The sequence below is a fragment of the Pseudomonas sp. Z4-20 genome, assembly GCF_051131955.1.
GTDB lineage: Bacteria > Pseudomonadota > Gammaproteobacteria > Pseudomonadales > Pseudomonadaceae > Aquipseudomonas > Aquipseudomonas marvdashtae.
In genome coordinates this window covers 5305600-5331516 of sequence record NZ_CP071641.1, presented here as the reverse complement: position 1 = coordinate 5331516, position 25917 = coordinate 5305600, and the positions used below count along the sequence as shown (strand labels likewise).

The window sequence follows — 25917 nt, the reverse complement described above, 5'->3', positions numbered from 1 at the left end:
TCAGCGGCCGGACGTGATGTTCAACCCCTTGAGCAAGCTCAAGGCCTGGGCCAACTGATAGTCGTCATCCTGCGGCATTGGCTTGGCCTTGGCGCCGGAGCCGGTCGGTTTGTCGGCGCCGCCGTTGCCATTGCCCAAGTGACCCTGCAGGTCGGCTTCCTTGAAGTACTCGCTGTCCTGCTCGCTGGTGATCTTGGCCTTGCGCACCTCGATGTCCGGGACGATGCCTTGGGCCTGGATGGAGCGGCCGTTGGGCGTGAAGTACAACGCGGTGGTGATCTTCAAGGCGCGGTCGTTGTTCAGCGGCAACACGGTCTGCACCGAGCCCTTGCCGAAACTGGTGGTACCCATGACGACACCGCGCTTCTGGTCTTGCAGGGCTCCGGCGACGATTTCCGATGCCGACGCGCTGCCGCCGTTGATCAGCACCACCAGTGGCACGGCTTCGCTCAGGTCGTTGCCGGTGGCCGAGAAGCGCAGCTCGGAATTGGCGATGCGACCCTTGGTGTAGACGATCAGGCCTTTGGTGATGAAGTGATCCACCACTTCAACTGCTGATTGCAACACGCCGCCGGGGTTGTTGCGCAGGTCCAGGACCAGGCCGTTGAGCTTCTTGCCGTTGTCCTTGCGCATCTTGGCCAGGGCCTTGGCGACTTCCTCGCCGGTCTTGACCTGGAACTGGGTAATGCGAATGTAGCCGTAGCCCGACTCCAGCAACTGGCTTTTCACACTTTTGACCTGGATGACGGCGCGGGTCAACGTCACGTCGAATGGCGTACCACCGTCGCGCACCAGGGTCAGGGTGATCTTTTCTCCGATCTTGCCGCGCATCTTGTCCACGGCTTCGGTCATGCTCTGGCCGCGAGTCGGCTGGCCGTTGATCTTGACGATGAAATCGCCAGCCTGGATGCCGGCCTTGGAGGCAGGCGTGTCGTCGATTGGTGAGACCACCTTGATGAAACCGTCTTCGCTGCCGACCTCGATCCCGAGGCCGCCGAATTCGCCGCTGGTGCTTTCCTGCAACTCGGCGAAATCTTCTGGTCCCAGGTAGGCGGAGTGCGGGTCGAGGTTGCTGAGCATGCCTTTGATGGCATTCTCCAGCAGCATCTTGTCGTCCACCGGTTCTACATACGCGGCTTTGATCCGGTCCATGACTTCGGCGAAGGTACGCAGCTCATCCAATGGCAGCGGGGCCTTGGTGGTGACAGCCGTAGCGGTTGTTGGCGACGGCGCGGGTTGCGCGGCAAAAGCCAAAGGCGCACCGATCACGAGGGCGATCGTCAGGGCCAGCGAGGTGAGGCGGGACAAATGCAGCATGTCGAACGAACTCCTGAGTTGGATGGGCGCGCTTATCCTTGCGCACGACACCATTGGGCCGGATCACTGGGGCGACCCTGCTGGCGAATAGCAAAATACAGTGCTGGCGTGTCCTGCCCGCCACTGTTGCCGACCGTGGAGATGGACTCGCCGGCCTTGACCACATCTCCCGCCGACTTGAGCAGCGTTTGATTATGGCCGTAAAGGCTCAGGTATCCGTTGCCGTGATCCAGGATCACCAGCAGGCCGGCACCGCGCAGCCAGTCGGCAAACACCACGCGCCCGCCATGTACGGCGTGCACCTGGCTACCGGCGGAGGCGCTGATCATCACGCCGTCCCATTTGGTGCGGGTGTCGTCGCCGCGGGTTTCACCGAAGCGCGCAAGTAATCGACCATTGACCGGCCATGGAAGTTTGCCCCGGGCTGAAGCAAAAGCGCCGCCAAAGGTTTCGCCGTCACTGGTAACCAGCGCGCCGGGGCTGACTTTGGCTGGCTTGCGCGGTGCCTCGCCGGCATCGGCGTCGGCTTGGGCTTCACGCAAACGCTTTTTTTCGGCTTCCTGCTGGGCGATCAGCGCTTTCTGGCGCGCTTCTTCCGCCTCTCGGGCCTGGCGGGCCAGGGTCTCTTCGATGGTTTTCAACACATTGGCCAGTTCGGCCTGGTCCTGCTCGCGGGCCTTGAGCTTGCTGTCGCGGGCCTTCACATCGTCATTGAGCTTGGCCAGTGCGACCTGGCGTTCCTTGCGGACCTTGTCGAGTTCTTCGCGTTGGGTGTCGAGGCTGCTTTTTTGCACCAATAGCTGGGCTTGCTGCAACTCGATGTCTTTTTCGACATTGGCCAGTTGGCGCAGGGTTTCGTTGAAGCTCTTGAGCTGCTCCAGGCGTGCCTGGCTCAGGTAATCGTAATAGGTCAGGGTGCGGGCGAATTTTTCGGGGTTCTGCTGGTTGAGCAACAGCTTTAGGTATTCCTGGCGGCCGTTCTGGTAGGCGGCCCGGGCCTGGATGGCGATCAGCTTTTGCTGTTCAGTGCGCGCGCTCTGGAGTTTTTTTTTCTCTCCATCGAGCCGTTGCAGCTCGGATTCGCTTTTCTTCAGCTCTTTCTGCAAGGCGTCGACCTGCTTTTCCAGCTTGCCCATCTCGGTCTCGGTGCCGCGCAGGTCTTTCTGTACGCTGGATTTTTCTTCCTGCAGCTTGTTCAGCAGTTTCTTCAGCTCGGCAATGTCCTGACGCGTGGCGTCCAACTGTTGTTGGGTTTGCGCGCGCTCATCAGCGAAGGCCGGTTGGAGCAGGCAGGTCAGAGCAAAGGCTATCAGGACGCGAAGCATAGAGGCGGGCGACACCAGGAAAGGGACGGCCTAGTATGCCCGCCCCACGCTGCAAAAAAAACGCCCATTTGGGGCTGTGTGATAACTGGCCGAAAAAACACCTGGACCAATGCGGGAGCAACCTTGCTCCCGCATTGGGGTGCGGGTCAGACCAGGATCGAAGTCCCGGTCATCTCCGCCGGTTTTTCCATGCCCAGCAGCATCAGCATCGTCGGCGCGACGTCAGCCAACACGCCGCCGTCGCGGACCTTGAAGTCACGCTTGCCGACATAGATGAACGGCACCGGCTCGGTGGTGTGGGCAGTGTGGGCCTGGCCGGTGGACTCGTCGGACATTTGCTCGACGTTTCCGTGGTCGGCGGTGATCAGGGCTTCGCCGCCGACTTTTTCCAGCGCGTCAACGATGCGACCGACGCAGACGTCAAGGCATTCCACGGCCTTGACCGCCGCGTCGAACACGCCGCTGTGGCCCACCATATCGCCGTTGGCATAGTTCACCACGATCACGTCATAGCGCTGGTTCTCGATGGCGTCGACGATGCGGTCGGTCACTTCCGGCGCGCTCATTTCCGGTTGCAGGTCGTAGGTGGCGACTTTCGGCGACGGAATCAGGATTCGCTCTTCGCCCGGGAAGGGCTCTTCGCGGCCGCCGGAGAAGAAGAACGTCACATGGGCGTACTTCTCGGTTTCAGCGATGCGCAGCTGGGTCTTGCCGTTTTTTGCCAGGTAGTCGCCCAACACGTTTTCCAGGCTGCCGGCGGCGAAGGCCGATGGCGCAGGGATGCTGGCGGCGTATTGGGTCAGCATCACGAAGCCGGCCAGTTTCGGCTGCCGAGCGCGCTCGAACTCCTTGAAGTCGTCTTCGACAAAGACGCGGGTCAATTCGCGGGCGCGGTCGGCGCGGAAGTTCATGAACACCACGGCGTCGCCGTCTTCAACCTTCACCGGCTCGCCGACGGTGGTGGCCTTGACGAATTCATCGCTTTCGCCGCGCTCGTACGCGGCTTGCAGGCCTTCCTGGGCGGAGGCGGCGTTGAATTCGGCGCTGCCATCGACGATCAGGTTGTAAGCCTGGGCGACGCGGTCCCAGCGGTTATCGCGGTCCATGGCAAAGTAGCGGCCGATCAGGCTGGCGATCCGGCCCTTGCCCAGCGCCTTGAACGTGTCGTCCAGCAGCTTGATCGACGACTCGGCGCTCTTGGGCGGCGTGTCGCGGCCGTCGAGAAAGGCATGCAGATAAATATGCGTGGCGCCGCGTTTGGCGGCGAGCTCGGCCATGGCGATCAGGTGATCCTGGTGGCTGTGCACGCCACCGTCCGAGAGCAGGCCCATGAAGTGCACGGCCTTGCCGGCAGCCACGGCTTTGTCCACGGCGGCGCAGATGGTCGGGTTTTCGAAGAACTCGCCGTCGCGGATCGATTTGGTCACGCGGGTGAAATCCTGATACACCACGCGACCCGCGCCGAGGTTCATGTGGCCGACTTCGGAGTTGCCCATTTGCCCGTCTGGCAGACCGACGTCCATGCCGCTTCCGGAGATCAAGCCGTTCGGCACGCTGGCCCACAAACGGTCCAGGACGGGCTTCTTCGCCGCGTACACGGCGTTGGATTCGTGGCTGTCACTGTGACCGAAGCCGTCGAGAATCATCAGGACCAAAGGTTTAGGCGTGGTAGTCATGGAATCCACTCGTGGCTGATTAAAAGAAGACGATGGAAAAGGGACGGGCAGTTTAAAGGTAAGTTCCGGTGCCGTCACCGCCGGGCGGGGTTTGGCCGGCCATGCGTGCTGTGTATACTGGCCGACATTTTAACGCCCTGGAACCTCCTTCGATGGTTGCTCACCTGATTGAATTTGCCACTAACCACTACATTCTCGTCGGTATCTTCGTCGTACTGCTGGCGTTGCTGGTTGCCCATACGATGCAGGGCGGCGGACGCAGCCTGAGCACCGGCGAGCTGACCGCGCTGGTCAACAAGGATGCCGGCGTGGTGGTCGATATCCGCCCGAGCAAGGATTTCGCCGCTGGTCACATTGTTGGCGCGCTGAACATTCCCCAGGACAAACTGATCGCTCGCGTGGGCGAACTGGAAAAGCACAAGGCCAAGACGCTGATCCTGGTCGACGCCCAAGGCCAGCAGGCCGGCACCCTTGCCCGCGAACTGATGAAGTCCGGCTTCACCGCCGCCAAGCTGTCCGGTGGCGTTGCGAGCTGGAAAGCCGACAATCTGCCCCTGGTGAAGTGAGATGCCCCACGTTGTTGTCTACTCCAGCGATTACTGCCCCTATTGCTCCCGAGCCAAGATGCTGCTCAAGAACAAGGGCGTGGCTTTCGAAGAGATCAAGGTCGACGGCAAGCCGCAGCTGCGCGCCGAAATGACCCAGAAGGCCCGGCGTACCTCCGTGCCGCAGATCTGGATCGGCGACACCCACGTGGGCGGTTGCGATGATCTGTTCGCCCTGGAGCGCGCCGGCAAGCTGGACGCGCTGCTCAAGGCCTGAATTCCCAATTAATAGAACCTGAAAGTAAGAAGGATCTGCGATGACTGACCAACAGAACACAGCTGCCACTGAAGAAGAAGCCGCACCGCAATTCTCCTTGCAGCGCATTTACGTTCGCGACCTGTCCTTCGAAGCCCCGAAAAGCCCGGCGATCTTTCGCCAGCAGTGGGAGCCGAGCGTGGCCTTGGACCTGAACACCCGCCAGAAGGCCTTGGAAGAAGACTTCCACGAAGTGGTGTTGACCCTGTCGGTGACCGTGAAGAACGGTGACGAAGTGGCGTTCATCGCCGAGGTCCAGCAGGCCGGCATCTTCCTGATCAAGAATCTGGATGCCGCTTCGATGAGCCACACCCTGGGCGCGTTCTGCCCGAACATCCTGTTCCCCTACGCGCGGGAAACCCTGGACAGTCTGGTGACTCGTGGTTCGTTCCCGGCCCTGATGCTGGCCCCGGTGAACTTCGATGCGTTGTACGCCCAAGAGCTGCAGCGCATGCAGGAAGCGGGTGAAACGACCGTTCAGTAAGCGGTCGATGAAACCTGGAAAAGCGCCTTGATAGGCGCTTTTTTCTTAGGCTGGTTCGAATCGGGTTATCTGAAGCCGTTCTGCCGCCAGGCTTCGTAAACCGCCACCGCCACGGTGTTGGACAGGTTCAGGCTCCGGCAACCTTCGCGCATCGGCAAGCGCAAGCGTTGCTCCGCTGGTAGCGCGTCCAGCACTTCTGCCGGCAGGCCACGGCTTTCCGGTCCGAACAGGAATGCGTCACCGGGGACGAAGCTGGCGTCATGAAACGGCCGAGAGCCTTTCGTGGTGAAGGCAAACAGACACGGTTGCCCCAGGCTTTCAAGGCAACTCGCCAAGTCGGCGTGTCGCTGCAAGGTGGCATACTCGTGGTAGTCGAGGCCGGCGCGGCGCAGGCGCTTGTCGTCCATCTCGAAGCCCAGTGGTTCGATCAGATGCAGGTGGCAGCCGCTGTTGGCGCACAGCCTGATGACGTTGCCAGTATTGGGCGGTATTTCCGGTTGAAAAAGGATGACGTGAAACATGCACGGCTCCGCAGATAAAGATGAGCGGCATTCTACGCCGCAAACCGATCGACGTTCGAAGCTAATGCCTCGGGTGATGGGCTCCTTGGCGCTTTTCGGCATGATGGTCGGGCTGATGATCGGTCGCATCACCACGCCCGAGCCGAGCGAGCTGCAGCAGATCGAAGTGGTCGACGGGGCCTTGGTAGCGTGGTTCAACAATGAGCCCAAGCTGCACGGGGAAATCATCGACGGCTCGGTCGCGCTGTTGTTCCAGGCAAAGGGCAAGGCGCAGAAGGGCCAGCTCAAGCTCAACGGCAGGGACGTGAACTGGCGGGTTCGCTTGAGTGACAAGGGCTTGTTGCTGACGCTGGTGGCGGCGCGTCCGTTGCGAGGGGATTGGGCCGGCAGCGAAGTCGATGACCGCTGGCGGCTGGAGGTCCGTCTCCAGGAGCAATAAAAGAGGGAATCCCCGGCCTGCCTGTACCAAGGTTCCCGAAACGGGAGGGCCTGCCGCGAAGGGTCCAGCCCTGGTGTAAAGAAGGGAAACCTTGACCTGCCTGTATCAAGGCCCCCAAAACTGTGGGCTCGATGAGCCCGGTATAAAAGAGGGGAATCCCCGGCCTGCCTGTACCAAGGTCCCCAAAACTGGGTAGTGACTGGGTTATTGCAGAGGGCGTGCCAGTTTCGAATGTTTTGTCACAAAAAAATGGTCATGAAGCGAAAAGCCCCGTAAACCGGGGCTTTTGCGTTATGTGGGTTTGGTTTTCCGAGACGGAGCGTTGGGTTCAGCGCTCGCATTACATGCGCAATTGCAGTTCATGGTGCATTGATGCGGTGCATGCGCCCCGCCTGGAGGCTGGCGCAAAGCCAAGGGCGGTCAGCCCTCATCCCCTTCATCGTCATCGCCGCCGTCAACCTTCATGCCCAATTCCTTGATCTTGCGGGTCAAGGTGTTGCGGCCCCAGCCCAGCAGCACGGCGGCGTCGCGACGGCGGCCGGCGGTGTGCTTGAGGGCGGTTTCGATCATGATGCGCTCGAAGGCCGGGACGGCGCTGTCGAGCAGGCTCGATTGACCACGTGCCAAGGCCTGGTCGGCCCACTGGCGCAGCGCTTGTTCCCAGTTGGTCACCGGCGCCGAATCCTGGGGCAGGCTCAACAGTTCCGGCGGCAGGTCGCTGATATGCACTTCGCGACCGGACGCCATCACCGTGATCCAGCGGCAGGTGTTCTCCAGTTGGCGCACGTTGCCCGGCCATGGCAAGTTCTTGAGGTATTCCTCGGTTTCACTCTTGAGCAGCTTGGGCTCCACCGCAAGTTCCTGTGCCGCGCGGCCGAGGAAGTGGCGTGCCAGGGTCGGGATGTCTTCACGCCTGTCCGCCAGGCGCGGGATGTGGATGCGGATCACGTTCAGGCGGTGGAACAAGTCTTCGCGGAATTTTCCGGCGTGAACCAATGTTTCCAGGTTCTGATGGGTGGCGGCGATGATGCGAACATCGACCTTGACCGGCGTATGCCCACCGACTCGATAGAACTCGCCGTCGGCCAAGACACGGAGCAAGCGAGTCTGGGTATCGGCCGGCATGTCGCCGATTTCATCGAGGAACAGCGTACCGCCATCGGCTTGTTCGAAGCGTCCACGGCGCAGGTTGGCCGCGCCGGTGAAGGCACCTTTTTCATGGCCGAACAACTCCGATTCCATCAAGTCCTTGGGAATCGCCGCCATGTTCAGCGCAATGAACGGCGACGCCGCCCGTGGGCTGTGGCGGTGCAGGGCATGGGCAACCAACTCTTTACCGGTGCCCGATTCGCCGTTGATCAGCACGGTGATGTTGGAATGGCTCAGTCGGCCGATGGCGCGAAACACTTCCTGCATCGCCGGCGCTTCGCCGATGATTTCCGGCGTGCGGGCCAGGGCGGGCACTTCTTCCAGGCCTTGTTGTTCCTGGGCGTGCTGGTTGGCGCGCTTGACCAGCGACACGGCTTCGTCGACATCGAACGGCTTGGGCAGGTATTCGAACGCACCGCCCTGGTAGGACGCCACGGCGCTGTCCAGGTCGGAATGAGCGGTCATGATGATCACCGGCAACCGCGGGTGCTGCTCGCGAATCCGCGCCAGCAAATCCAGGCCACTGGCGCCGGGCATGCGAATGTCGGAAATGATGACGTCCGGCTGCTGACGGGCCAGGCGGCTCATCACCCCGTCGGCGCTGTCGAAGCTCTGGGTGGTCATGCCTTCCTGCTGCAAGGCTTTTTCCAGGACCCAGCGGATAGAACGGTCGTCATCGACGATCCACACGGTTTCACTACGGCTCATGTCGATGTGGCTCCTTGTTCCAGTGGCAGGAAGATCGAGAAAGTGGTGTGGCCGGGGTGGCTTTCACATTCGATCAAGCCCTGGTGCTGGCTGATGATGTTCTGGGTGATGGACAGGCCCAGCCCGGTACCGTCCGGACGGCCGCTGACCATGGGAAAGAAAATGGTTTCCTGCAATTCCGCAGGGATGCCCGGGCCGTTGTCGATAATTTCGATCTTGGTCACCAGGCGGTGGCGTACATGGCCGATGGTGAACTGGCGCATGGCGCGGGTGCGCAGGCTGATACGGCCCAGGCGAAGTTCGTTCTGGCTGCTGATGGCCTGCATGGCGTTGCGCACGATGTTGAGCACCGCCTGGATCATCTGCTCGCGGTCGATCAGGACGTCGGGAATGCTCGGGTCATAGTCGCGCACCAAAGTGATGCAGCCCTGGCTTTCCGCTTCCACCAGGCTGCTGACACGCTCCAGCACTTCATGGACGTTGCACAGCGCCAGGGACGGCAGCTTGTTCGAGCCGAGCATGCGGTCCACCAAGTTTCGCAGGCGGTCGGCCTCCTCGATGATGACATTGGTGTAGTCCTTGAGGCTCTCTTCCGGCAGTTCCCGGGCAAGCAATTGCGCCGCGCCGCGAATACCACCGAGTGGATTCTTGATCTCATGGGCCAGGCCGCGCACCAGCATCTTGCTGGTTTCCTGCTTGGATAACTGGGCTTCTTCCTTGGTAATGCGCAGCAGGCGATCGCGAGGATGGACCTCCAACAACAGGAGCGTGGTGCCGTTGTTCAGGATCGGCGTAACTGCGTAGTCGACGGTAAGGGTCTGGCCGGCCAGGGCGGTGAGCATCGCTTCGCGCTTGGTGAACGGGTGGGCCTGTTCAACGGCCTGGCGCAGGGAGTTCAGCGCCTCGGCGGACTCGGTGAACAGTTCGCTGATGAATTGCCCGTGACTGCGCTGGCCACTGATGGCCAAGAGCATTTCGGCCGCCGGGTTCATGTACTCCAGACGCAATTCGGCGTCGAGCAGGATGGTCGCGGTGGTGAGGTTGTCGAGCAGCAAGCGGTGTAGTGCGTCGCTAATGGTCATCAGGACCTCTTTTAAAGCGTAGCAATCGGGGTCAAGCCCTCAAATTGCGCGCGCGATTAATGCGCTGATACCAGGAAAATGCAAAAACCAAACCAAGGCTCCGAAAAGAAGCGTTTAAAGCCTCAAATAGCTTTTTTCCGCCCGTTTCCGTGGCGTTCTGCCAGCTTGATCGGGTAGTTTCGAACCAAAATGGGTTGGGGTTTGGGTAGGGTGCTGATTTGCGCACCAATAGGGTGCGCCATCTTGATGAGCATTAAAAGAAGGGGAGGATGCTGCTTTCTTCTTCCTTGGGTTTGTCGGAAAGCGGGCACTCCGGGCGTTGGCCATAGTCGGTCTTGGCGCACGGTTTGACGCGGCGCTTCTGTGCCAGGGACATGCGTTGCATGTGGAACGGCTGGTTGGCGGTGCGTTCGACGATACGATCCTGTTCATCGAGGATCTCCACCGCCAGATGGTGGGTGCCTCGATCAATGTTCTCCAGGGCAAACACCGGGCTGGGTCCCGGTTCGCCGGTGGGCTTGCCATCCAGCAGCAGGCGATAGCGGTGGCCTTTCTGCAGGCCGGGTTCGCTGGTCGCGGTGACGATCATTTCCCCTGCGGTACTGCGTATCGTCGCGTCCGGTTCGGGAATCAACAGCCGGAGCATCTCATAACGGAACAAGGGCTCGGAGGGCGGCTTTGCGGACATCGCCGCCGAGGTGGCGGCGGACGGTGGTGTCGCCATCCGGTTACCGGGCGGCAATTCGACCTTCTTTGCATTGCCCGGGCGTGGCTGGTCGGTGAAGACCCGGTTGCCCTGGGCGTCGATGTAGGTATAGACCTGCGCCAGGCTTGGCAACACGGTCAGCGACAAGCCAAGGGCGAGCAGCCAGCGGATCATGGAACATGCACTCGCTGGACGGTGAAGGTGACGGTTTCGCTCTGCTGCACGAGGGTTTCCCCATCGACGACTTGAACCGCCAGGCTGTGCTCGCCGCGGTCGATGTTCACCAATTGCAGGCGCGGCACGTTGCTCGGTTGACCGTACGGCTGGCCGTCCAGCAACAGTCTGAACAGATGGGGGCTGCGCAGGCGCGGCTGGGTCCGGACGCCAACGGTGAAGGTGCCGTTATTGGCGCGCAGGGCTTCTTCGGTAGGAATGTCGGTTAGCTCAAGCACCTCGTAAGCGTTGCGCGGCTCGTTGTTCGCTGGGGCCGCAGGCGCGTCCATACTGGCTGGGGCCTGGGGCTCGACGCTGTTGAGCGGCGGCAGCTCCACCGCCTGGGCAGGGACGCCGTCGGGCGGCTGGTTGCTATAGGCGGTGTTGCCGTCGGCGTCGGTGTATTTGTATATCTGCGCCATTGCTGGCAATGCCAGCAACAGCAGCAGGAGTGACAAAATCGGCCGCATTCGATTTCCTTTTGGGCGCGCGGGTCATTGTGAAAGTGGAATGCCCTGGCTGCCAGCATAGAACACGATGAGTTCCACCGGGCCGTCGCCGGTCCTGCCGCGATGGCTGATGTCGACCATTTCGGCCAGCACATCGCCAGCCTTCAAGCTTCGTTCGTGCCTGCCATCGCGGCTTTCGACGGTAAGTTCGCCGGACAGGATATAGGCGGCATTGGGGATAGGGTGAGTGTGCCAGGGCAGTTGGGTATTGGCCGGTATCTTGAGCTTGAGCAGTGTCAGTTCAGGGGGCGAGGTCGGATAGCTGGCGTAAGGTGTACCGTCCCAGGACTCGCTGCTCTGGAGCAGGACGTCGCGTTCGATGGCCGGGGGCTGGGGAGGCATTTCAGTCGGGCTGGCGCAGGCGGAAGCGGCAAGGCAGGCAAAAGCGATGGGTAAAAGTCTGAGGCAAGCGTGCATCTGTCCATCCTTATGGGTAAGCAGGCTTCGCAGGTTAGGTATCGGCTAGCGCGATTGATGTCGGATTAGGTTTATATCGAATAGGAATTGCGCGACCCGCTTTGTCGGAAAATGCCTATCTGCGTCGGATGCTTCAGCCTTTGAGTACGCACAGCTCAGCAGTCGCCCGGATCAGGGCGAGCCGGTGTATCGGGTGCTGCTTGTTGTGGTGAGTGGCTCGGGCCAGCCATTGTGGGCATTGCGGGTCGGTGCGATAGGGGGCGAAGTCGGCCAGTTGTTGCAACAGGCGCTTTTGCAGTCGGTCGAGTTGTGGACGAATCTGTCCCACCAGGTCCGGACGTGGGAGGTCCGGAGCTTTGCCTTCCAGGGCCCAGTCGGACAGGTTGATGTATTGCACCAGTTTGTTGGCTTCAATCTGGGCGGCGAAAAACGCTTCCACGGTTTCGCCAGTCAATTTGTAGGCCGGTGCCTGGGCGACGGCCGCGGCGATCACTTCACGCTCGCGCTGACGGTCTTCCACGGGTTTATGGCTGTCCCATTTGCTCAGCGCCACTTGGTCTGCAAGCGCCAGGCGTTCGCCGATGGCGTTTAGCAGAGGCGTAAGGGCCTCAGGGGCGGGGGTTGAGGCGGCTTGGACGGTAGGGGCCAGCAGCGCGGCAGACAGGGCGAGGTAGAGCTTGAAGCGCAAAGTCATGGGCAGTCTCGTCTTCTGTGGGGGAATGACGAGGCATCATGCGCTTAACCTGCGCCCATAAAAAAGGCCTCCCGAAAGGGAGGCCTCTTTTTATTTCACGCCGTGCGGGGCGGCGCTTACCGGATCAGCAGCTGTAGTACAGCTCATATTCCAGTGGGTGTACGAAGGTGCGAACCTTGATTTCTTCTTCGCTCTTCAATGCGATGTAGGCATCGATGAAGTCGTCGGAGAACACGCCGCCCTTGGTCAGGAACGCGCGGCCCTTGTCCAGCTCTTCCAGGGCTTCTTTCAGGCTGCCACAAACCTGTGGGATTTCCTTGGCCTCTTCAGGCGGCAGGTCATACAGGTTCTTGTCGGCGGCATCGCCAGGGTGGATCTTGTTCTGGATACCGTCCAGGCCAGCCATCATCAGTGCAGCGAAGGCCAGATAAGGGTTGGCAGCCGGATCCGGGAAGCGCGCTTCGATACGACGAGCCTTGGGGCTGTTGACGTAAGGAATGCGGATCGAGGCGGAGCGGTTGCGAGCCGAGTAGGCCAGCATGACCGGAGCTTCGAAGCCTGGCACCAGGCGCTTGTAGGAGTTGGTCGACGGGTTGGTGAAGCCGTTCAGGGCCTTACCGTGCTTGATGATACCGCCGATGAAGTACAGGGCAGTGTCCGACAGACCGGCATAACCTTCGCCTGCGAAGGTGTTCTTGCCGTCCTTGGAGATCGACATGTGGACGTGCATGCCCGAACCGTTGTCGCCGTACAGCGGCTTCGGCATGAAGGTCGCGGTGCGGCCGTAGGCGTCGGCAACGTTGTGGACGCAGTATTTCAGCGTCTGGACTTCGTCAGCCTTCTTGACCAGCGTGTTGAATTTCACGCCGATTTCGTTCTGGCCGGCAGTCGCCACTTCGTGGTGGTGAACTTCGACGGTCTGGCCCATTTCTTCCAGTGCGTTGCACATGGAGGTACGGATTTCGTGGTCGAAGTCGAACGGAGGAACCGGGAAGTAGCCGCCCTTGACGCCAGGACGGTGGCCTTTGTTGCCGCCTTCCACGTCCTGGTCGGACATCCACGAACCCTGTTCGGAGAAGATCTTGAACATGGAGCCGGAGATGTCGGACTTGAATTTGACCGAGTCGAAGATGAAGAACTCAGGCTCGGGACCGAAGAATGCAGTGTCGCCGATGCCGGTGGACTTCAGGTATTCCTCGGCACGGTGGGCGATGGCGCGTGGGTCACGGTCATAGCCTTGCATGGTCGAAGGTTCGATGATGTCGCAAACCAGGATCAGGGTCGGCTCTTCGGTGAACGGGTCCAGGACGGCGGTTTCGTCGTCCGGCATCAGGATCATGTCGGAGGCTTCGATGCCTTTCCAGCCGGAGATGGAGGAACCGTCGAACATCTTGCCGATTTCGAAGAATTCGTCGTCCAGCGCATCACGGGCCGGCATGGTCACGTGATGTTGAGTGCCCTTGGTGTCAGTGAAGCGCAGATCAATCCACTTGACGTCATGATCTTTGATGAGTTGAACCGACTTCGACATATGTCCTCCGGGTGGCTTCGGGCGGTAATGGTGTGCCCTTAGATATGGGTGATGCCGGCGCGAATACTCTGCCAAGGCAACCTGCCTCACAAGGGAGCAATTTGCATGCCAGTGCCCCAGCATGGGTTTTTTGCACCAAATACACGCTTTTAAACGTCGGAAATATGGATTGTCGAACAATTGCGCACTGCAATGTGGCGCTTTTTGTCATTAATGAACCGTTTTGGTGCGCGCAAAACCGCCCGCACATTAACTGGTCAAACCTTGAGCAATTTCCGCTATAATCCGCGCCCCCCTTTTTCGGCTGGCCGATCGCGCGCTGTTTTCATGAAACTAATCGTAAAAGTCTTCCCCGAGATCACCATCAAGAGCCGCCCGGTACGGATGCGTTTCATCCGCCAGTTGGCCAAGAACATCCGCGCCGTGCTCCGAGACCTGGACCCGGCCGTGGTGGTGAACGGTGTGTGGGACAATCTCGAACTGGAAACCCGCGTCAGCGATCCCAAGCTCCTGAAGGATATGACCGAGCGCCTGAGCTGCATGCCGGGCATTGCGCATTTCCTGCAAGTCGACGAATACCCGCTGGGGGATTTCGACGACATCCTGGCCAAATGCATGCTTCATTATGGTGACGCGCTGGCCGGGAAGATCTTTTCGGTGCGCTGCAAGCGTGCCGGCAAGCACCCGTTCAGTTCGATGGACGTGGAACGTTATGTCGGCAGCCAGTTGCGCCGACAGTGCGGTGCCGCCGGTATCTCGCTAAAAGATCCGCAGATTGAGGTACGCATTGAAATTCGCGACCAGCGGTTGTTCGTGATCCACAGCCAGCACGACAGCATCGGCGGCTATCCGCTGGGGTCGCTGGAGCAGACGCTGGTGTTGATGTCCGGTGGCTTCGACTCCACTGTCGCCGCCTACCAGATCATGCGTCGCGGGCTGATGAGCCATTTCTGCTTCTTCAACCTCGGCGGGCGCGCCCACGAATTGGGCGTGATGGAAGTGGCGCACTTCATCTGGAAGAAGTACGGCAGCTCCCAACGCGTGTTATTTGTGAGCGTGCCGTTCGAGGAAGTCCTGGGGGAGATTCTCGGCAAAGTCGATAACAGTCATATGGGCGTCATTTTGAAGCGTATGATGTTGCGGGCCGCGTCGAACATCGCCGATCGCCTGCAGATCGATGCGCTGGTGACTGGCGAGGCGATTTCCCAGGTGTCGAGCCAGACGTTGCCGAACCTGTCGGTCATTGACTGCGTCACTGAAAAACTCGTGCTGCGCCCACTGATTGCCAGCCACAAGCAGGACATCATCGACCAGGCCAATGAAATCGGCACCGCTGATTTTGCCCGGCACATGCCCGAGTATTGCGGGGTCATCTCGGTCAATCCGAAGACGGCGGCCAAGCGCGGACGCGTGGAGCACGAAGAGAAAGCATTCGACATGGCGGTCCTCGAGCGTGCGATCGAGAACGCCAGGCTGGTGCCAATTGATCGGGTCATCGATGAATTGGGCCAGGACATACAGATTGAGGAAGTCGGCGAAGCATTGGCCGGTCAGATCATCATCGACATCCGACACCCGGATGAAGCTGAGGACGACCCGTTGGATGTCGCCGGCATCGAGGTACAAACGATGCCGTTCTATGCAGTGAACGCGCGTTTCAAGGAACTGGACCCTACTCGCCAGTACCTGCTGTATTGCGACAAAGGCGTGATGAGTCGCCTGCATGCCCACCATTTGCTCAGTGAGGGGCATGCCAATGTGCGCGTTTATCGACCGAGCTAAGTGCCCGGGGCTGTTTGCCTGTGGCCTGCGTCACCGGCCCCCCGACGCCGCCGACACGCTGTAATTGTCGGACTCTACTGTAAATCGCTGCCACGACCTGTCAGCACACCGAATCCTCTGATCGAGATACACAAGTGATCGAAAATCTACGCAACATCGCCATCATTGCTCACGTTGACCATGGTAAGACCACCCTGGTAGACAAACTCTTGCGTCAATCCGGCACCCTGGAGCGCAACGAGCTCAACGACGAGCGCGTGATGGACTCCAACGACCAGGAAAAAGAGCGCGGTATTACCATCCTGGCGAAAAACACCGCCATCAACTGGAACGGCTACCACATCAACATCGTGGACACCCCGGGCCACGCCGACTTCGGCGGTGAAGTAGAGCGCGTGATGTCGATGGTCGACTCCGTGCTGCTGCTGGTCGACGCCCAGGACGGCCCTATGCCGCAAACCCGCTTCGTGACCAAGAAGGCTTTCGAAGCCGGCCTGCGTCCGATCGTGGTTATCAACAAGGTTGACCGTCCAGGCGCGCGTCCGGATTGGGTTCTGGACCAGATCTTCGACCTGTTCGACAACCTCGGTGCCACCGAAGAACAGCTGGACTTCAAAGTCGTCTACGCCTCGGCCCTGAACGGTATTGCCGGCCTGGACCACACCGCCATGGCCGAAGACATGACGCCGCTGTACCAGTCGATCGTCGACGACGTACCTGCGCCGAAAGTCGACCGTGACGGTCCGTTCCAGATGCAGATCTCGGCACTGGACTACAACAGCTTCCTGGGTGTTATCGGTGTTGGCCGTATCGCCCGTGGTCGCATCAAGCCGAACACCCCGGTGGTCGCCATCGACGCCGACGGCAAGCGCCGCAACGGTCGTATCCTCAAGCTGATGGGTCACCACGGCCTGCACCGCATCGACGTTGAAGAAGCAGCGGCCGGCGACATCGTCTGCATCAGCGGCTTCGACCAGCTGTTCATCTCCGACACCCTGTGCGACCCACTGAACGTCGAAGCGATGAAGCCGCTGACCGTTGACGAACCTACCGTTTCGATGACCTTCCAGGTTAACGACTCGCCGTTCTGCGGCCGCGAAGGCAAGTTCGTGACCAGCCGTAACATCAAGGAGCGCCTGGACAAGGAACTGCTCTACAACGTTGCCCTGCGCGTTGAAGAAGGCGACTCGGCCGACAAGTTTAAAGTGTCTGGCCGTGGTGAGCTGCACCTCTCGGTACTGATCGAAACCATGCGTCGCGAAGGCTTCGAAATGGGTGTAGGTCGTCCTGAAGTGATCATCCGCATGGTGGATGGCGTCAAGCACGAACCGTACGAAAACGTGACCATCGACCTGCCGGAAGAATCCCAGGGCGCGATCATGGAGCAAATGGGCCTGCGTAAAGGCGACCTGACCAACATGGTTCCGGATGGCAAGGGCCGTGTGCGCCTTGAGTACAACATCCCGGCCCGTGGCCTGATCGGTTTCCGTAACGAGTTCCTGACCCTGACCTCCGGCGGCGGCATCCTGACGTCGATCTTCGATCGTTACGACGTGATGAAGTCCGGCGACATGTCCGGCCGTCAGAACGGCGTTCTGGTATCGGTTGCGACCGGCAAGGCACTGACCTACTCGCTGGAAACCCTGCAAGCGCGCGGCAAGCTGTTCGTCGAGCACGGCCAGGATATCTACGAAGGTCAAATCGTCGGCCTGAACAGCCGCGACAACGACCTGGGCGTGAACCCGACCAAAGGCAAGAAGCTCGACAACATGCGTGCTTCGGGCAAAGACGAAACCATCGCCCTGGTTCCGCCGGTCAAGTTCACCCTGGAGCAAGCGCTGGAGTTCGTACAGGAAGACGAGCTGTGTGAAGTGACGCCTAAGTCGATTCGCCTGCGTAAGAAAATCCTTGGCGAAAGCGAGCGTACCCGCGCTGCCAAGAAAAGCGGTAACTGAGTTTCGACTTAGTTAGCGGCTAAAAAAAACGCCCCCGGTCGCGAGATTGGGGGCGTTTTTTTATGTCTGGGTTTCACGGTATTGGAAAGCGGCAATCGCGAGCGGATGCCAGGAAAGCTAGCGCCCGATCAAAATTTGTCCAAAGTCCGCGGATTACGCTCGCGTTCCACTTCCTTGGGCTTGTAGGCGCAGTAACCCGGGCGTGGTCCGACCCGCGGGTGATTGCGGCAGGTGTCCGGGCGCTTCTCGTAAATGGTGCACAGCCGGCTCTTGCGGTCCAGATACAGGCAATCGTTGTTGCTCATGCGCTGGAGCGTGAAGATTTCCGACTTCTGGTTATAGCGCTCGACGATCCCTTCCTTCTGCAGGCGCTTGGCGATGTTCTTCGGCGGGTCGCCCAGCTCGAATTCGTCAACGATGCCAATGCGGATCAGGTCCTTGATCTTGACCTCTACCGGCAGCGTGCAGCAGCTCGACACGCAGGAACCGCACATCGGGGCGGAGTACTTGGCCCAGGTATCGAGTCGGTCGATCTCCGCGGCGGCGATCAGGTTGGGCTTCATCATCAAGGTTTACCAGCATGCATCAGGGCGCGCGATCATACCGGGACTGGTGAAATTTTGAACGACCATCTGCCGGTTTTTTTTCTGGCCCGACAAAACCCTTCAAGACCGGCACGGCCCCTGCATTGCTCCCGTTAATTGGCATTTCTTTGGCGACGAATCTCCGGCGCGGAGGAAAAACACCGAACCAGAGCCTGTACCGTCTGTCAGACCGACTAGGCTCAGACAATTCCATGCTCGTTCGAGGTCTCATCAATGACTCAAGAACCACTTGTTCGCGAAGCGGAGGTTGCCGCTTTTCGCGACGCCGTGTTGACCAAACTCACTTATGCCGTCGGCAAGGACCCCGATCATGCGTTTGATCACGATTGGTTCGAAGCCATAGCCCTTGCCGCCCGCGACCACATGGTCGAACACTGGATGGACCATACGCGGCAGATCTACCGCAAGGGCCAGAAGCGGGTCTATTACCTCTCCCTGGAATTTCTCATCGGTCGCCTGCTGTATGACAGCCTCAGCAATCTCGGCCTCCTGGATACCGCCCGCGAGGCGTTGACCGAGCTGGGCGTGGACCTGGAGCGCATCCGCTTGCTGGAGCCCGACGCGGCCCTGGGCAACGGCGGCCTCGGCCGTTTGGCGGCGTGCTTCATGGAAAGCATGTCGACCTTGGGTATCGCCGGCCATGGCTATGGCATCCGTTATGAGCACGGCCTGTTCCGCCAGGCGATTGTCGACGGCTGGCAGCAGGAGCAGACCGAGCACTGGCTGGACTTCGGCAACCCGTGGGAGTTCGAGCGTCCGGAAGTCGTCTATCCGATCGGCTTCGGCGGCAGCGTCGAGACCGTTACCGACGAGAGCGGCAAGACCCGCCAGGTTTGGTCGCCGGCTGAAACCGTGCGGGCCATTGCCTATGACACCCCCGTAGTGGGCTGGCGCGGTGCCAGCGTCAATACCCTGCGCCTGTGGCGCGCCCGAGCCGTCGAGGACTTGCACCTGGAGCGCTTCAACGCCGGCGACCACCTCGGCGCGGTGGCCGAAGTGGCCCGGGCCGAGAGTATTTCCCGCGTGCTGTATCCCGCTGATAGCACCGAGGCTGGCCAGGAGTTGCGCCTGCGTCAGGAATATTTCTTCGTCGCCGCTTCGTTGCAGGATTTGCTGCGCCGTCATCGCAACATGCACACCTCGGTACTGACCCTGGGCGACCATGCCGCCATCCAACTCAACGACACTCACCCATCGATTGCCGTGGCCGAGTTGATGCGCCAGTTGGTCGACGTCTACGACGTGGCATGGGACGCGGCCTGGCAGGTCACCCAGGACACGTTGTCCTACACCAACCACACACTGCTGCCTGAAGCCCTGGAAACCTGGCCGGTAGGGCTGATGGAACGCATGCTGCCGCGGCACATGCAGATCATCTACCTGATCAACGCCCAACACATCGATTCGCTGCGAGCCAAGGGCGTGCATGACTTCGACGTGCTGCGTTCGGTGTCGCTGATCGAAGAAGACAACGGCCGCCGGGTCCGCATGGGCAACCTGGCATTCCTCGGCTCCCACAGCGTCAACGGTGTATCCGCGCTACACACGCAGCTAATGCGCAGCACGGTATTCTCCGAGATGCACAAGCTCTACCCGGACCGGATCAACAACAAGACCAACGGCATCACCTTCCGCCGCTGGCTGTTCCAGGCCAACGCCGAATTGACCTCGATGATGGTCGACGCCCTCGGCCCGAGCGTGCTCGACAACCCCGAGGAGCGCCTGATCGAACTGGAGCCGTTCGCTGACAAGCCGGCGTTCCGCAAACAGTTCGCCGAACAGCGCCTGCACAGCAAGAAAGCCTTGGCCTACCTGATCCACGAGCGGCTGGGCATCGCCGTCAACCCGGCGGCGATGTTCGACGTGCAGGTCAAGCGGATCCACGAATACAAGCGCCAGTTGCTCAACCTGATGCATACCGTGGCGCTGTACCAGGCAATCCGCGCCGAGCCGGAAGTGGATTGGGTACCGCGGGTGAAGATCTTCGCCGGCAAGGCCGCCGCCAGTTATCACCAGGCCAAGCTGATCATCAAGCTGACCAACGACATCGCCCGCGTGGTCAACAACGACCCGACCGTGCGCGGCCTGCTCAAGGTGGTGTTCCTGCCTAACTACAACGTCAGCCTGGCCGAAAGTATCATTCCGGCGGCGGATTTGTCGGAGCAGATCTCTACGGCCGGTTTCGAAGCGTCGGGCACCAGCAACATGAAGTTCGGCCTCAATGGCGCGCTGACCATCGGCACCATGGACGGCGCCAACGTCGAGATGCACGAGCGCGTCGGCGGCGAGCACATGTTCATCTTCGGCCTGACCGCCGAGCAGGTGGAAGCGCGCAAGCGCAACGGTGAATTCAGCGCCGCGCCGGACGTGGCCGCGTCCCACAGGCTCAACGACGTGCTGCAGGCGATTCGTGGTGGCGTGTTCTCGCCGGACGATCCGATGCGCTACACCGGGCTGGTGGACTCGCTGGTGGATTACGACCGCTTCCTGGTCTGCGCCGATTTCGACGCGTATTGGAACGCCCAAGCCAAGGTCGAGGAGCGTTGGCACGACTCCAAGCAGTGGTGGCGTTCGGCGGTGCTCAACACCGCGCGCATGGGCTGGTTCTCCTCCGACCGGACCATCCGCGAATACGCCACCGACATCTGGAAGGCCCTGGACTGATCTGTTGCAAGAAATGTGAGCGAAGCCCAACGGTCGTTGGGCTTCGTCGATATACTAGGCGCCAGTTTCGCCGGGCATGATGGTCGCCGGGCCCAGCAACGCAAATACCGACACTCCGACAGGGGTTGGACGGTTTCGCCAAGCTGACCCGGGCACCGCATCATTCCGGTCATGCCCGCGACGGGCGGCTTAGGGATATCGACCATATGCAATGGATTTTGACACTGTTGGGCCTGGCCCTTGGCTGGGTGGTGGATGAGTCGTTCGCTGATGCGCTGGTCGGGGCGTTGGTGGGGCTCGGCGTCGCCCAGGCGTATCGATTGGGACGACTGGGTATCCAGGTCGCCAAGCAACAGCTGTTGTTGCAAGACGCCCAGCAGCGCGTGCTCACATTGGAAGCGCGTCTGGCGGTCCTCGAAAGCGGCACCGTTGCCGCGCCAATTGATCCGGCTCCCGCGCCCGAATCTGTGGTGCCCCAAGCCGCAAAACCCGAAGCCCGCACCGGGCCGGAGCTCGTCTGGGATCTGCCACCCGAGCTCGAACCCGTCTCCGTCATGGCCACCCAGGCCAGCCAGCCGTTGCCGGACGAAATCTGGAGCCCTGCGCCAGTAACCTTTAGCCGGGGTGCTGACCGCGACTTTGAGCCTCTCCCTATGGAGCCGAGGGTTGCGGAACCGGCAGCCCCTCGGGGCCCGAATCTGTTCGACCATGCCTGGACTGGCGCGCGCAACTGGCTGTTCGGCGGCAACACCGTGCTGCGAGTGGGTGTGGTGTTGCTGTTCCTTGGCCTGGCCTTTTTGCTGCGCTACGCCACCGAAGGCATGATCGTGCCGATCGAGGTGCGTTACGCCGGCGTCGCGGCCAGCGCCTTGGGCCTGCTGGGCCTGGGCTGGTGGTTGCGTCAACGCAACAGCAACTATGCTCTGATGTTGCAGGGCACGGGGATTGCGGTGCTGTACCTGACCGTATTTGCTGCCATGCGCTTGCATCCGTTGCTCGACTCCAAGGCTGCCTTGGGCCTGTTGGTGGCGGTCACGGTGTTTTCGGCGATCCTGGCCGTTACCCAAAACGCCCTGGGCTTGGCAGCGGCCGCGGCATTGGGCGGGTTTGCCGCGCCGATCCTGACGTCCACCGGCAGCGGTAACCATGTCGCGCTGTTCAGCTATTTCATCCTGCTCAATGCCGGGATCTTCGCCATTGCCTGGTTCAGGGCCTGGCGCCTGCTCAACCTGATTGGCTTCGTTGGCACCTTCGGCATCGGTTTTGCCTGGGGCCTGCGTTCCTATGCGCCGGAACTGTTGTGGAGCACGGAACCGTTCCTGATTGTTTTCTTCCTGATGTACCTGGCGATCGGCTTGCTGTTCACCCGGCGCAAGCTGCAGGAAATGAGCGATGCCCCCGTAGATGACAGCCGCGATGCCGTGCTGCGCTGGTCGGCGCGCAAGGGCGATTACGTGGACGGCACCATGCTGTTCGGCCCGCCGTTGGTAGGCTTCGGCCTGCAATTGGCATTGGTGCAGCATCTGGAATTCGCCGCAGCGTTCAGTGCCCTTGCCCTGGGCATGATCTACATGGGGCTGGCTCGCGTGTTGATGGGCGGTCGCGCCGTGCTGCTGGCTGAAACCTGCCTGGCCCTGGGTGTGATTTTCAGCAGCCTGGCCATCCCGCTTGGCCTTGATGCACGCTGGACTGCCGCGGCATGGGCGGTGGAAGGTGCCGGGATCTTCTGGCTGGGCCTGCGCCAGCAGCGGCCGTTCGCGCGAATCTTTGCGCTGTTGCTGCAATTGGGCTCGGCACTGGCCTTCATCAGCGAACTGAGTACCGGCGAAAGCAGTCTGCTCGAAGGCGCGCCGCTGGGCGCGTTGATGCTTGGTGTGGCCTTGCTGTTCAGCTTCTATCAATTGCGCAAGGCTGACCCTGGGCACACCGCAAGCTGGGAGCGCCGCGGGCAGTCAGTGCTGGCGGTGCTGGGGCTGGGCTTCCTTTATCTGTTGGCGCCGCTGTTCTTCTTCATCCACGCCACAGCCATCGCCTGGGCGCTGGCCGGCCTGGCAACGCTGGTGGTTGGCCTGCGCCTGCAATCGCGCGCGTTCCTGTTTACCGCGTTTGCCGTGCAACTGCTGGGCGGCGCGCTGTTCTTGCTGCGCCTGCAAGGTGCCGAAGGGGATTCGGCGGCAGTGCTCAATGCCGGCTGGAGCGGTCTGCTTAGCGCCTCGCTGATCGGCTTGGCATTGATCGGCGGCATGTTGCTGGCGGCTCGCGACGACATGGTGCGCAATGACGTCCGGTTGCTGCGCGGCTTGTCGGTGGTGTTGCTGGCCGGGTTGGTGCTGATCAACCTTGCCGTGCTGTTCGTCCTGCCCTGGCAAACGGCGAGCGGGGTGTGGGCGGCCAGCGGCCTGCTGATCATCTGGCTGAGCCTGTACCTCAAACAACGCGTGAGCTTTGTCTTTGGCCTATTGCTGCAAGTGCTTGGCGGTGCGTCGTTCCTGGTGGCAGGGCCGGCACTGCTGGGTCCGCTCAATGCCGAGGACCTGCGGCCCCTGGCCCATAGCGGTTTCTGGACGCCGCTGGTGCTGGGGCTGGCCGCGTTGGTGGGCGCATGGCGCCTGCAACGGGCGCACGCGGCGCAGGAACTCGATGCCTTGAGCTTGCAGCGCTTGTCCGAGCTGTTGCTGATCTGGGGTGCCGGTTGGTGGGCGCTGGCGTGGGTCAGCGAAGTGCTGCGCTTTGCCCCGCAAAACCTGCAAGGTAACTTGTTGCTGATTGTCGCGGCTGCCAGCGTGGCGGTGTGGAGCGTATTGTCGCTGCGGTTGAAATGGCCGGCGCTGGGGCTGCTGTGCACCTTGTTGATCCCGGCGGCGGGCTGTGTGCTGGTGGCAACAGGGCACAGCCACTATCACCCGGCGGCGGACTTTGGCTGGCTGGCTTGGCTGGCGGTATTTGCCGTGCATTTCCTGTCGCTGAAACGCCTGGCCACGACGCTGCCGGCCCAGGCGCGCAGTACGGCTCATGTGCTCGGTTGCTGGTTGCTCATGGCGGTGCTGATGCTGGAGTTGCGTTACGGCCTGCTGTTGCTGTCTGAGCAGTACAACGCCTGGCGCTGGCTGGCCTGGGCGATCCTGCCAGGCCTTTACCTGGTGCTGATGGCCGCGCCGCGTACCTTGCCGTGGCCGGTATCGGCCCAACCGCGCGAATATCGTGTCTACGCGGCGGCGCCCATGGCGCTGTTGATGCTCGGTTGGTTCTGGATGACCAACACCTTCAGTGACGGCAACTCAGAGCCACTGCCTTACGTGCCGTTGCTCAATCCCTTGGAGCTGGGCCTGCTGTTCGCCTTGTTCGGGATCTATGTGTGGGCCCGCAACGCCGTGGAGCAATCGACGAACCGTTGGAATCGCATCGGACAGGTCGCCCAGTTGATCGCCGGTGTGTCGCTGTTCGCGTTCTTCACCGCCTTGGTGATGCGCGTTGCCCACCAGTGGATGGATGTCCCGTACGAGCTGGACGCGCTGCTTGAGTCCATGTTCGTGCAGGCCGGCTTGTCCATCGTCTGGACCTTGATTGCCCTCGGCCTGATGATTGGCGGGCACCTGCGGCACCGGCGTGAAGTGTGGTTGATCGGCGCGGCGCTGATCGCCGTGGTGGTAGCCAAGTTGTTCTTTGTCGAATTGAGTAACCGTGGCGGTCTGGCGCGGATCGTGTCGTTTATCGGCGTGGGGGTCTTGTTGTTGGTGGTGGGCTATTTCGCGCCGCTGCCACCGAAACGCCCGGAAACGGTCTCGGAAACCGAGCCGCCGATGCCTGTCAGTGAGGGAGTGTCGTCTTGAGTCGCAAGTTGAATCGGATCGGGCTGGGCGTGGTCGGGTTGTGGGTGGCGCTGTCGGCTACGGCCCAGGAAAAACCGGCGGACTTCGCCCATCAGGTGCCTCTGGCCTTGAGCGGGGAGGGGCCTTGGTATCGCCTGCCGTTGCCGCTGGACGTCCAGTTGCAGGCGCGGCAGACCGATCTCAGCGACCTTCGGGTCTTCAACGCGGCCGGACAGCCTCAGGCATATGCTTTGGTTCGTGAATCGGCGCAAAGCCGGGAAAACCGCACCCTCACCGACGTGAAGTGGTTTCCGCTATACAACGCTGCCGATGACAGCGAGCGAGCGCCCAGTGTGCGTGTGCAGTCGAACGCCAACGGCACTTTGGTCGAAGTCCAGCCGTCCAGTCGGCTCGAGGCGGGCGAAGAGGAGCTGCGTGGCTGGTTGCTCGATGCCAGCGCGATCAAGGCGCCCTTGCAGCAATTGATCCTCGACTGGACCAGCGAACGCGACGGCTTCCAGCGCTTCAGCATCGAAGCCAGTGACGATTTGCAACACTGGCAAGCCTGGGGCGAAGGCCAGGTTGCGCGGCTGACATTCGCCGACGAGCGGGTCGAGCAGCATGAAGTGAGCTTGCCGGGGCAATCGGCGCGGTACTTGCGATTGTTGTGGGATTCGCCTTCCTCGGCGCCGGTGCTGACCTCGGCTCAACTGCAAAGCGCCAGCCGCGAGAGCCTGCCGTTGCCGTTGGTGTGGTCGCAGCCTTTGGCCGGTGGTACCACGAAGGCCGGTGAATACACCTGGCAGTTGCCCATGGGGGTGAACATCGAGCAGGTGCAGGTGGAACTGAGCCAGGCCAACAGCCTGGCGCCGGTGACCTTGGCCGGCCGCCGTGAAAGCAGCCAGCCTTGGCAGCCAATGGGCAGCGGTTTGCTCTATCGCTTGACCCAGAACGGCCAGGACGTGCTGCAAAACCAGCTGCAGCTGTCGGGACAGACTGTCCAGCAGTTGAAACTGACCGTGGATGAGCGCGGCGGTGGCTTGGGCGTCGAAGCCCCGGCCCTGCGTTTTGCCGTGCGCCCGACGCAGGTGGTGTTCCTGGCGCGTGGCGAAGGCCCGTACAGCCTGGCGCTGGGCAGCGCGACGGTGAAAGCGGCGAGCCTGCCATTGACGACACTGGTGCCGGATTACAAGCCGTCGCGGCTGGCGACATTGGGAACGGCAACAGTGAACGGTGCGGCCACCTCGACCCCGGCGGTTGAAACCACGCCCGCGATCGTCGAGACCAACTGGAAAAAGATCGGCCTGTGGGTGGTTTTGCTGCTGGGCGTGCTGTTCCTCGCGGCGATGGCGTTCAGCCTGCTGCGCAAGCCGCCGGTCAATAATTGAAGCGCCTGCTTATCAACAGGCTCGCTTCCATAACGGGCGAGCCTGCTGGTGATGCGTCCTCTTTATCAACATAAACACCGAA

21 protein-coding genes are annotated in these 25917 nt (G+C 61.2%); 9 read left to right on the top strand and 12 right to left on the bottom strand.

Features of this window, described 5'->3' with window-relative positions:
- From J3P82_RS24255 to gpmI, 3 genes are all read right to left on the bottom strand, one after another.
- Positions 1 to 1317, bottom strand: coding sequence for a S41 family peptidase (locus J3P82_RS24255; protein ID WP_434559186.1), 1317 nt, complete (start codon positions 1315 to 1317; stop codon positions 1 to 3).
- 32 nt (positions 1318 to 1349) lie between these two features.
- Positions 1350 to 2642, bottom strand: coding sequence for a murein hydrolase activator EnvC family protein (locus J3P82_RS24250; RefSeq protein ID WP_434559184.1), 1293 nt, complete (start codon positions 2640 to 2642; stop codon positions 1350 to 1352).
- Positions 2643 to 2788: 146 nt separating this feature from the next.
- A complete protein-coding gene (gene gpmI, locus J3P82_RS24245) occupies positions 2789 to 4318 on the bottom strand; it encodes a 2,3-bisphosphoglycerate-independent phosphoglycerate mutase (protein ID WP_434559182.1) in 1530 nt (509 codons plus the stop codon).
- 152 nt (positions 4319 to 4470) lie between these two features.
- On the opposite strand from gpmI, the gene J3P82_RS24240 reads away from it, so the two are divergent.
- From J3P82_RS24240 to secB, 3 genes are read left to right on the top strand one after another with little or no spacing between them, the layout of a single operon-like run.
- On the top strand, positions 4471 to 4884 hold the full coding sequence (locus J3P82_RS24240) for a rhodanese-like domain-containing protein (RefSeq protein ID WP_186638826.1): 414 nt from the start codon (positions 4471 to 4473) through the stop codon (positions 4882 to 4884).
- Position 4885: 1 nt separating this feature from the next.
- Positions 4886 to 5140, top strand: coding sequence for a glutaredoxin 3 (gene grxC / locus J3P82_RS24235; RefSeq protein WP_305497430.1), 255 nt, complete (start codon positions 4886 to 4888; stop codon positions 5138 to 5140).
- A 40-nt stretch (positions 5141 to 5180) separates the two neighbouring features.
- Positions 5181 to 5663 (top strand): protein-export chaperone SecB, encoded by a 483-nt coding sequence (gene secB, locus J3P82_RS24230; RefSeq protein ID WP_434559180.1) that lies wholly within the window; start codon positions 5181 to 5183, stop codon positions 5661 to 5663.
- 65 nt (positions 5664 to 5728) lie between these two features.
- Here the strand turns inward: secB and J3P82_RS24225 are convergent, their stop codons facing one another.
- Positions 5729 to 6184 carry a tRNA (cytidine(34)-2'-O)-methyltransferase gene (locus J3P82_RS24225; RefSeq protein WP_434559178.1) on the bottom strand — a complete coding sequence of 152 codons (456 nt, stop codon included), beginning with the start codon at positions 6182 to 6184 and terminating at the stop codon, positions 5729 to 5731.
- Between J3P82_RS24225 and J3P82_RS24220 the strand changes: the two genes are divergently transcribed.
- Positions 6183 to 6623, top strand: coding sequence for a hypothetical protein (locus J3P82_RS24220; protein ID WP_434559176.1), 441 nt, complete (start codon positions 6183 to 6185; stop codon positions 6621 to 6623). The two genes, J3P82_RS24225 and J3P82_RS24220, sit on opposite strands and share 2 nt — an antisense overlap.
- A gap of 420 nt (positions 6624 to 7043) precedes the next feature.
- Here J3P82_RS24220 and ntrC read toward each other — a convergent pair whose 3' ends face one another.
- The 7 genes from ntrC to glnA all read right to left on the bottom strand — a co-directional run bounded on the left by ntrC (position 7044) and on the right by glnA (position 13632).
- Positions 7044 to 8480 carry a nitrogen regulation protein NR(I) gene (gene ntrC, locus J3P82_RS24215; protein WP_186613250.1) on the bottom strand — a complete coding sequence of 479 codons (1437 nt, stop codon included), beginning with the start codon at positions 8478 to 8480 and terminating at the stop codon, positions 7044 to 7046.
- Positions 8477 to 9562, bottom strand: a complete 1086-nt coding sequence (glnL, locus tag J3P82_RS24210; protein WP_434559174.1) for a nitrogen regulation protein NR(II) — start codon at positions 9560 to 9562, stop codon at positions 8477 to 8479. The genes ntrC and glnL overlap by 4 nt, the downstream gene beginning before the upstream one ends.
- 253 nt (positions 9563 to 9815) lie before the next feature.
- Positions 9816 to 10442 carry a DUF4124 domain-containing protein gene (locus J3P82_RS24205; protein WP_434559172.1) on the bottom strand — a complete coding sequence of 209 codons (627 nt, stop codon included), beginning with the start codon at positions 10440 to 10442 and terminating at the stop codon, positions 9816 to 9818.
- Positions 10439 to 10951, bottom strand: coding sequence for a DUF4124 domain-containing protein (locus J3P82_RS24200; RefSeq protein ID WP_434559170.1), 513 nt, complete (start codon positions 10949 to 10951; stop codon positions 10439 to 10441). Before J3P82_RS24200 ends, J3P82_RS24205 begins: the two co-directional genes overlap by 4 nt.
- Positions 10952 to 10975: 24 nt before the next feature.
- Positions 10976 to 11332: a cupin domain-containing protein gene (locus tag J3P82_RS24195; protein WP_434559168.1), complete on the bottom strand. Its 357-nt coding sequence runs from the start codon at positions 11330 to 11332 to the stop codon at positions 10976 to 10978.
- A gap of 208 nt (positions 11333 to 11540) precedes the next feature.
- Positions 11541 to 12101 (bottom strand): chorismate mutase, encoded by a 561-nt coding sequence (locus tag J3P82_RS24190; protein ID WP_434559166.1) that lies wholly within the window; start codon positions 12099 to 12101, stop codon positions 11541 to 11543.
- A gap of 124 nt (positions 12102 to 12225) precedes the next feature.
- On the bottom strand, positions 12226 to 13632 hold the full coding sequence (gene glnA / locus J3P82_RS24185) for a type I glutamate--ammonia ligase (protein WP_186638815.1): 1407 nt from the start codon (positions 13630 to 13632) through the stop codon (positions 12226 to 12228).
- Between the two features lie 327 nt (positions 13633 to 13959).
- Here glnA and thiI point away from each other — a divergent pair, with 327 nt between their 5' ends.
- Together thiI and typA are read left to right on the top strand one after the other, a co-directional pair.
- A complete protein-coding gene (gene thiI, locus J3P82_RS24180; protein WP_434559164.1) occupies positions 13960 to 15414 on the top strand; it encodes a tRNA uracil 4-sulfurtransferase ThiI in 1455 nt (484 codons plus the stop codon).
- A 134-nt stretch (positions 15415 to 15548) separates the two neighbouring features.
- A complete protein-coding gene (gene typA, locus J3P82_RS24175) occupies positions 15549 to 17369 on the top strand; it encodes a translational GTPase TypA (protein WP_186638811.1) in 1821 nt (606 codons plus the stop codon).
- A 128-nt stretch (positions 17370 to 17497) separates the two neighbouring features.
- Here typA and J3P82_RS24170 read toward each other — a convergent pair whose 3' ends face one another.
- Entirely contained in the window at positions 17498 to 17935 is a 438-nt protein-coding gene (locus tag J3P82_RS24170) for a YkgJ family cysteine cluster protein (RefSeq protein WP_003196865.1), read from the bottom strand.
- Positions 17936 to 18187: 252 nt separating this feature from the next.
- Here J3P82_RS24170 and J3P82_RS24165 point away from each other — a divergent pair, with 252 nt between their 5' ends.
- The 3 genes from J3P82_RS24165 to J3P82_RS24155 all read left to right on the top strand — a co-directional run bounded on the left by J3P82_RS24165 (position 18188) and on the right by J3P82_RS24155 (position 25835).
- Positions 18188 to 20638, top strand: a complete 2451-nt coding sequence (locus J3P82_RS24165; RefSeq protein ID WP_434559162.1) for a glycogen/starch/alpha-glucan phosphorylase — start codon at positions 18188 to 18190, stop codon at positions 20636 to 20638.
- A 206-nt stretch (positions 20639 to 20844) separates the two neighbouring features.
- Entirely contained in the window at positions 20845 to 24468 is a 3624-nt protein-coding gene (locus J3P82_RS24160) for a DUF2339 domain-containing protein (protein ID WP_434559160.1), read from the top strand.
- On the top strand, positions 24465 to 25835 hold the full coding sequence (locus J3P82_RS24155; RefSeq protein ID WP_434559158.1) for a DUF3999 domain-containing protein: 1371 nt from the start codon (positions 24465 to 24467) through the stop codon (positions 25833 to 25835). The genes J3P82_RS24160 and J3P82_RS24155 overlap by 4 nt, the downstream gene beginning before the upstream one ends.
- Positions 25836 to 25917 lie beyond the last annotated feature (82 nt).

Coding starts and splice junctions, on each gene's coding strand:
- J3P82_RS24190 (WP_434559166.1), bottom strand. CDS start 12,101: ATGACTTTGCGCTTCAAGCTCTACCTCGCCCTGTCTGCCGCGCTGCTG.
- J3P82_RS24170 (WP_003196865.1), bottom strand. CDS start 17,935: ATGATGAAGCCCAACCTGATCGCCGCCGCGGAGATCGACCGACTCGAT.
- J3P82_RS24250 (WP_434559184.1), bottom strand. CDS start 2,642: ATGCTTCGCGTCCTGATAGCCTTTGCTCTGACCTGCCTGCTCCAACCG.
- glnL (WP_434559174.1), bottom strand. CDS start 9,562: ATGACCATTAGCGACGCACTACACCGCTTGCTGCTCGACAACCTCACC.
- J3P82_RS24255 (WP_434559186.1), bottom strand. CDS start 1,317: ATGCTGCATTTGTCCCGCCTCACCTCGCTGGCCCTGACGATCGCCCTC.
- grxC (WP_305497430.1), top strand. CDS start 4,886: ATGCCCCACGTTGTTGTCTACTCCAGCGATTACTGCCCCTATTGCTCC.
- J3P82_RS24195 (WP_434559168.1), bottom strand. CDS start 11,332: ATGCCTCCCCAGCCCCCGGCCATCGAACGCGACGTCCTGCTCCAGAGC.
- ntrC (WP_186613250.1), bottom strand. CDS start 8,480: ATGAGCCGTAGTGAAACCGTGTGGATCGTCGATGACGACCGTTCTATC.
- J3P82_RS24200 (WP_434559170.1), bottom strand. CDS start 10,951: ATGCGGCCGATTTTGTCACTCCTGCTGCTGTTGCTGGCATTGCCAGCA.
- glnA (WP_186638815.1), bottom strand. CDS start 13,632: ATGTCGAAGTCGGTTCAACTCATCAAAGATCATGACGTCAAGTGGATT.
- J3P82_RS24240 (WP_186638826.1), top strand. CDS start 4,471: ATGGTTGCTCACCTGATTGAATTTGCCACTAACCACTACATTCTCGTC.
- secB (WP_434559180.1), top strand. CDS start 5,181: ATGACTGACCAACAGAACACAGCTGCCACTGAAGAAGAAGCCGCACCG.
- J3P82_RS24165 (WP_434559162.1), top strand. CDS start 18,188: ATGACTCAAGAACCACTTGTTCGCGAAGCGGAGGTTGCCGCTTTTCGC.
- thiI (WP_434559164.1), top strand. CDS start 13,960: ATGAAACTAATCGTAAAAGTCTTCCCCGAGATCACCATCAAGAGCCGC.
- J3P82_RS24220 (WP_434559176.1), top strand. CDS start 6,183: ATGCACGGCTCCGCAGATAAAGATGAGCGGCATTCTACGCCGCAAACC.
- J3P82_RS24160 (WP_434559160.1), top strand. CDS start 20,845: ATGCAATGGATTTTGACACTGTTGGGCCTGGCCCTTGGCTGGGTGGTG.
- J3P82_RS24205 (WP_434559172.1), bottom strand. CDS start 10,442: ATGATCCGCTGGCTGCTCGCCCTTGGCTTGTCGCTGACCGTGTTGCCA.
- gpmI (WP_434559182.1), bottom strand. CDS start 4,318: ATGACTACCACGCCTAAACCTTTGGTCCTGATGATTCTCGACGGCTTC.
- J3P82_RS24225 (WP_434559178.1), bottom strand. CDS start 6,184: ATGTTTCACGTCATCCTTTTTCAACCGGAAATACCGCCCAATACTGGC.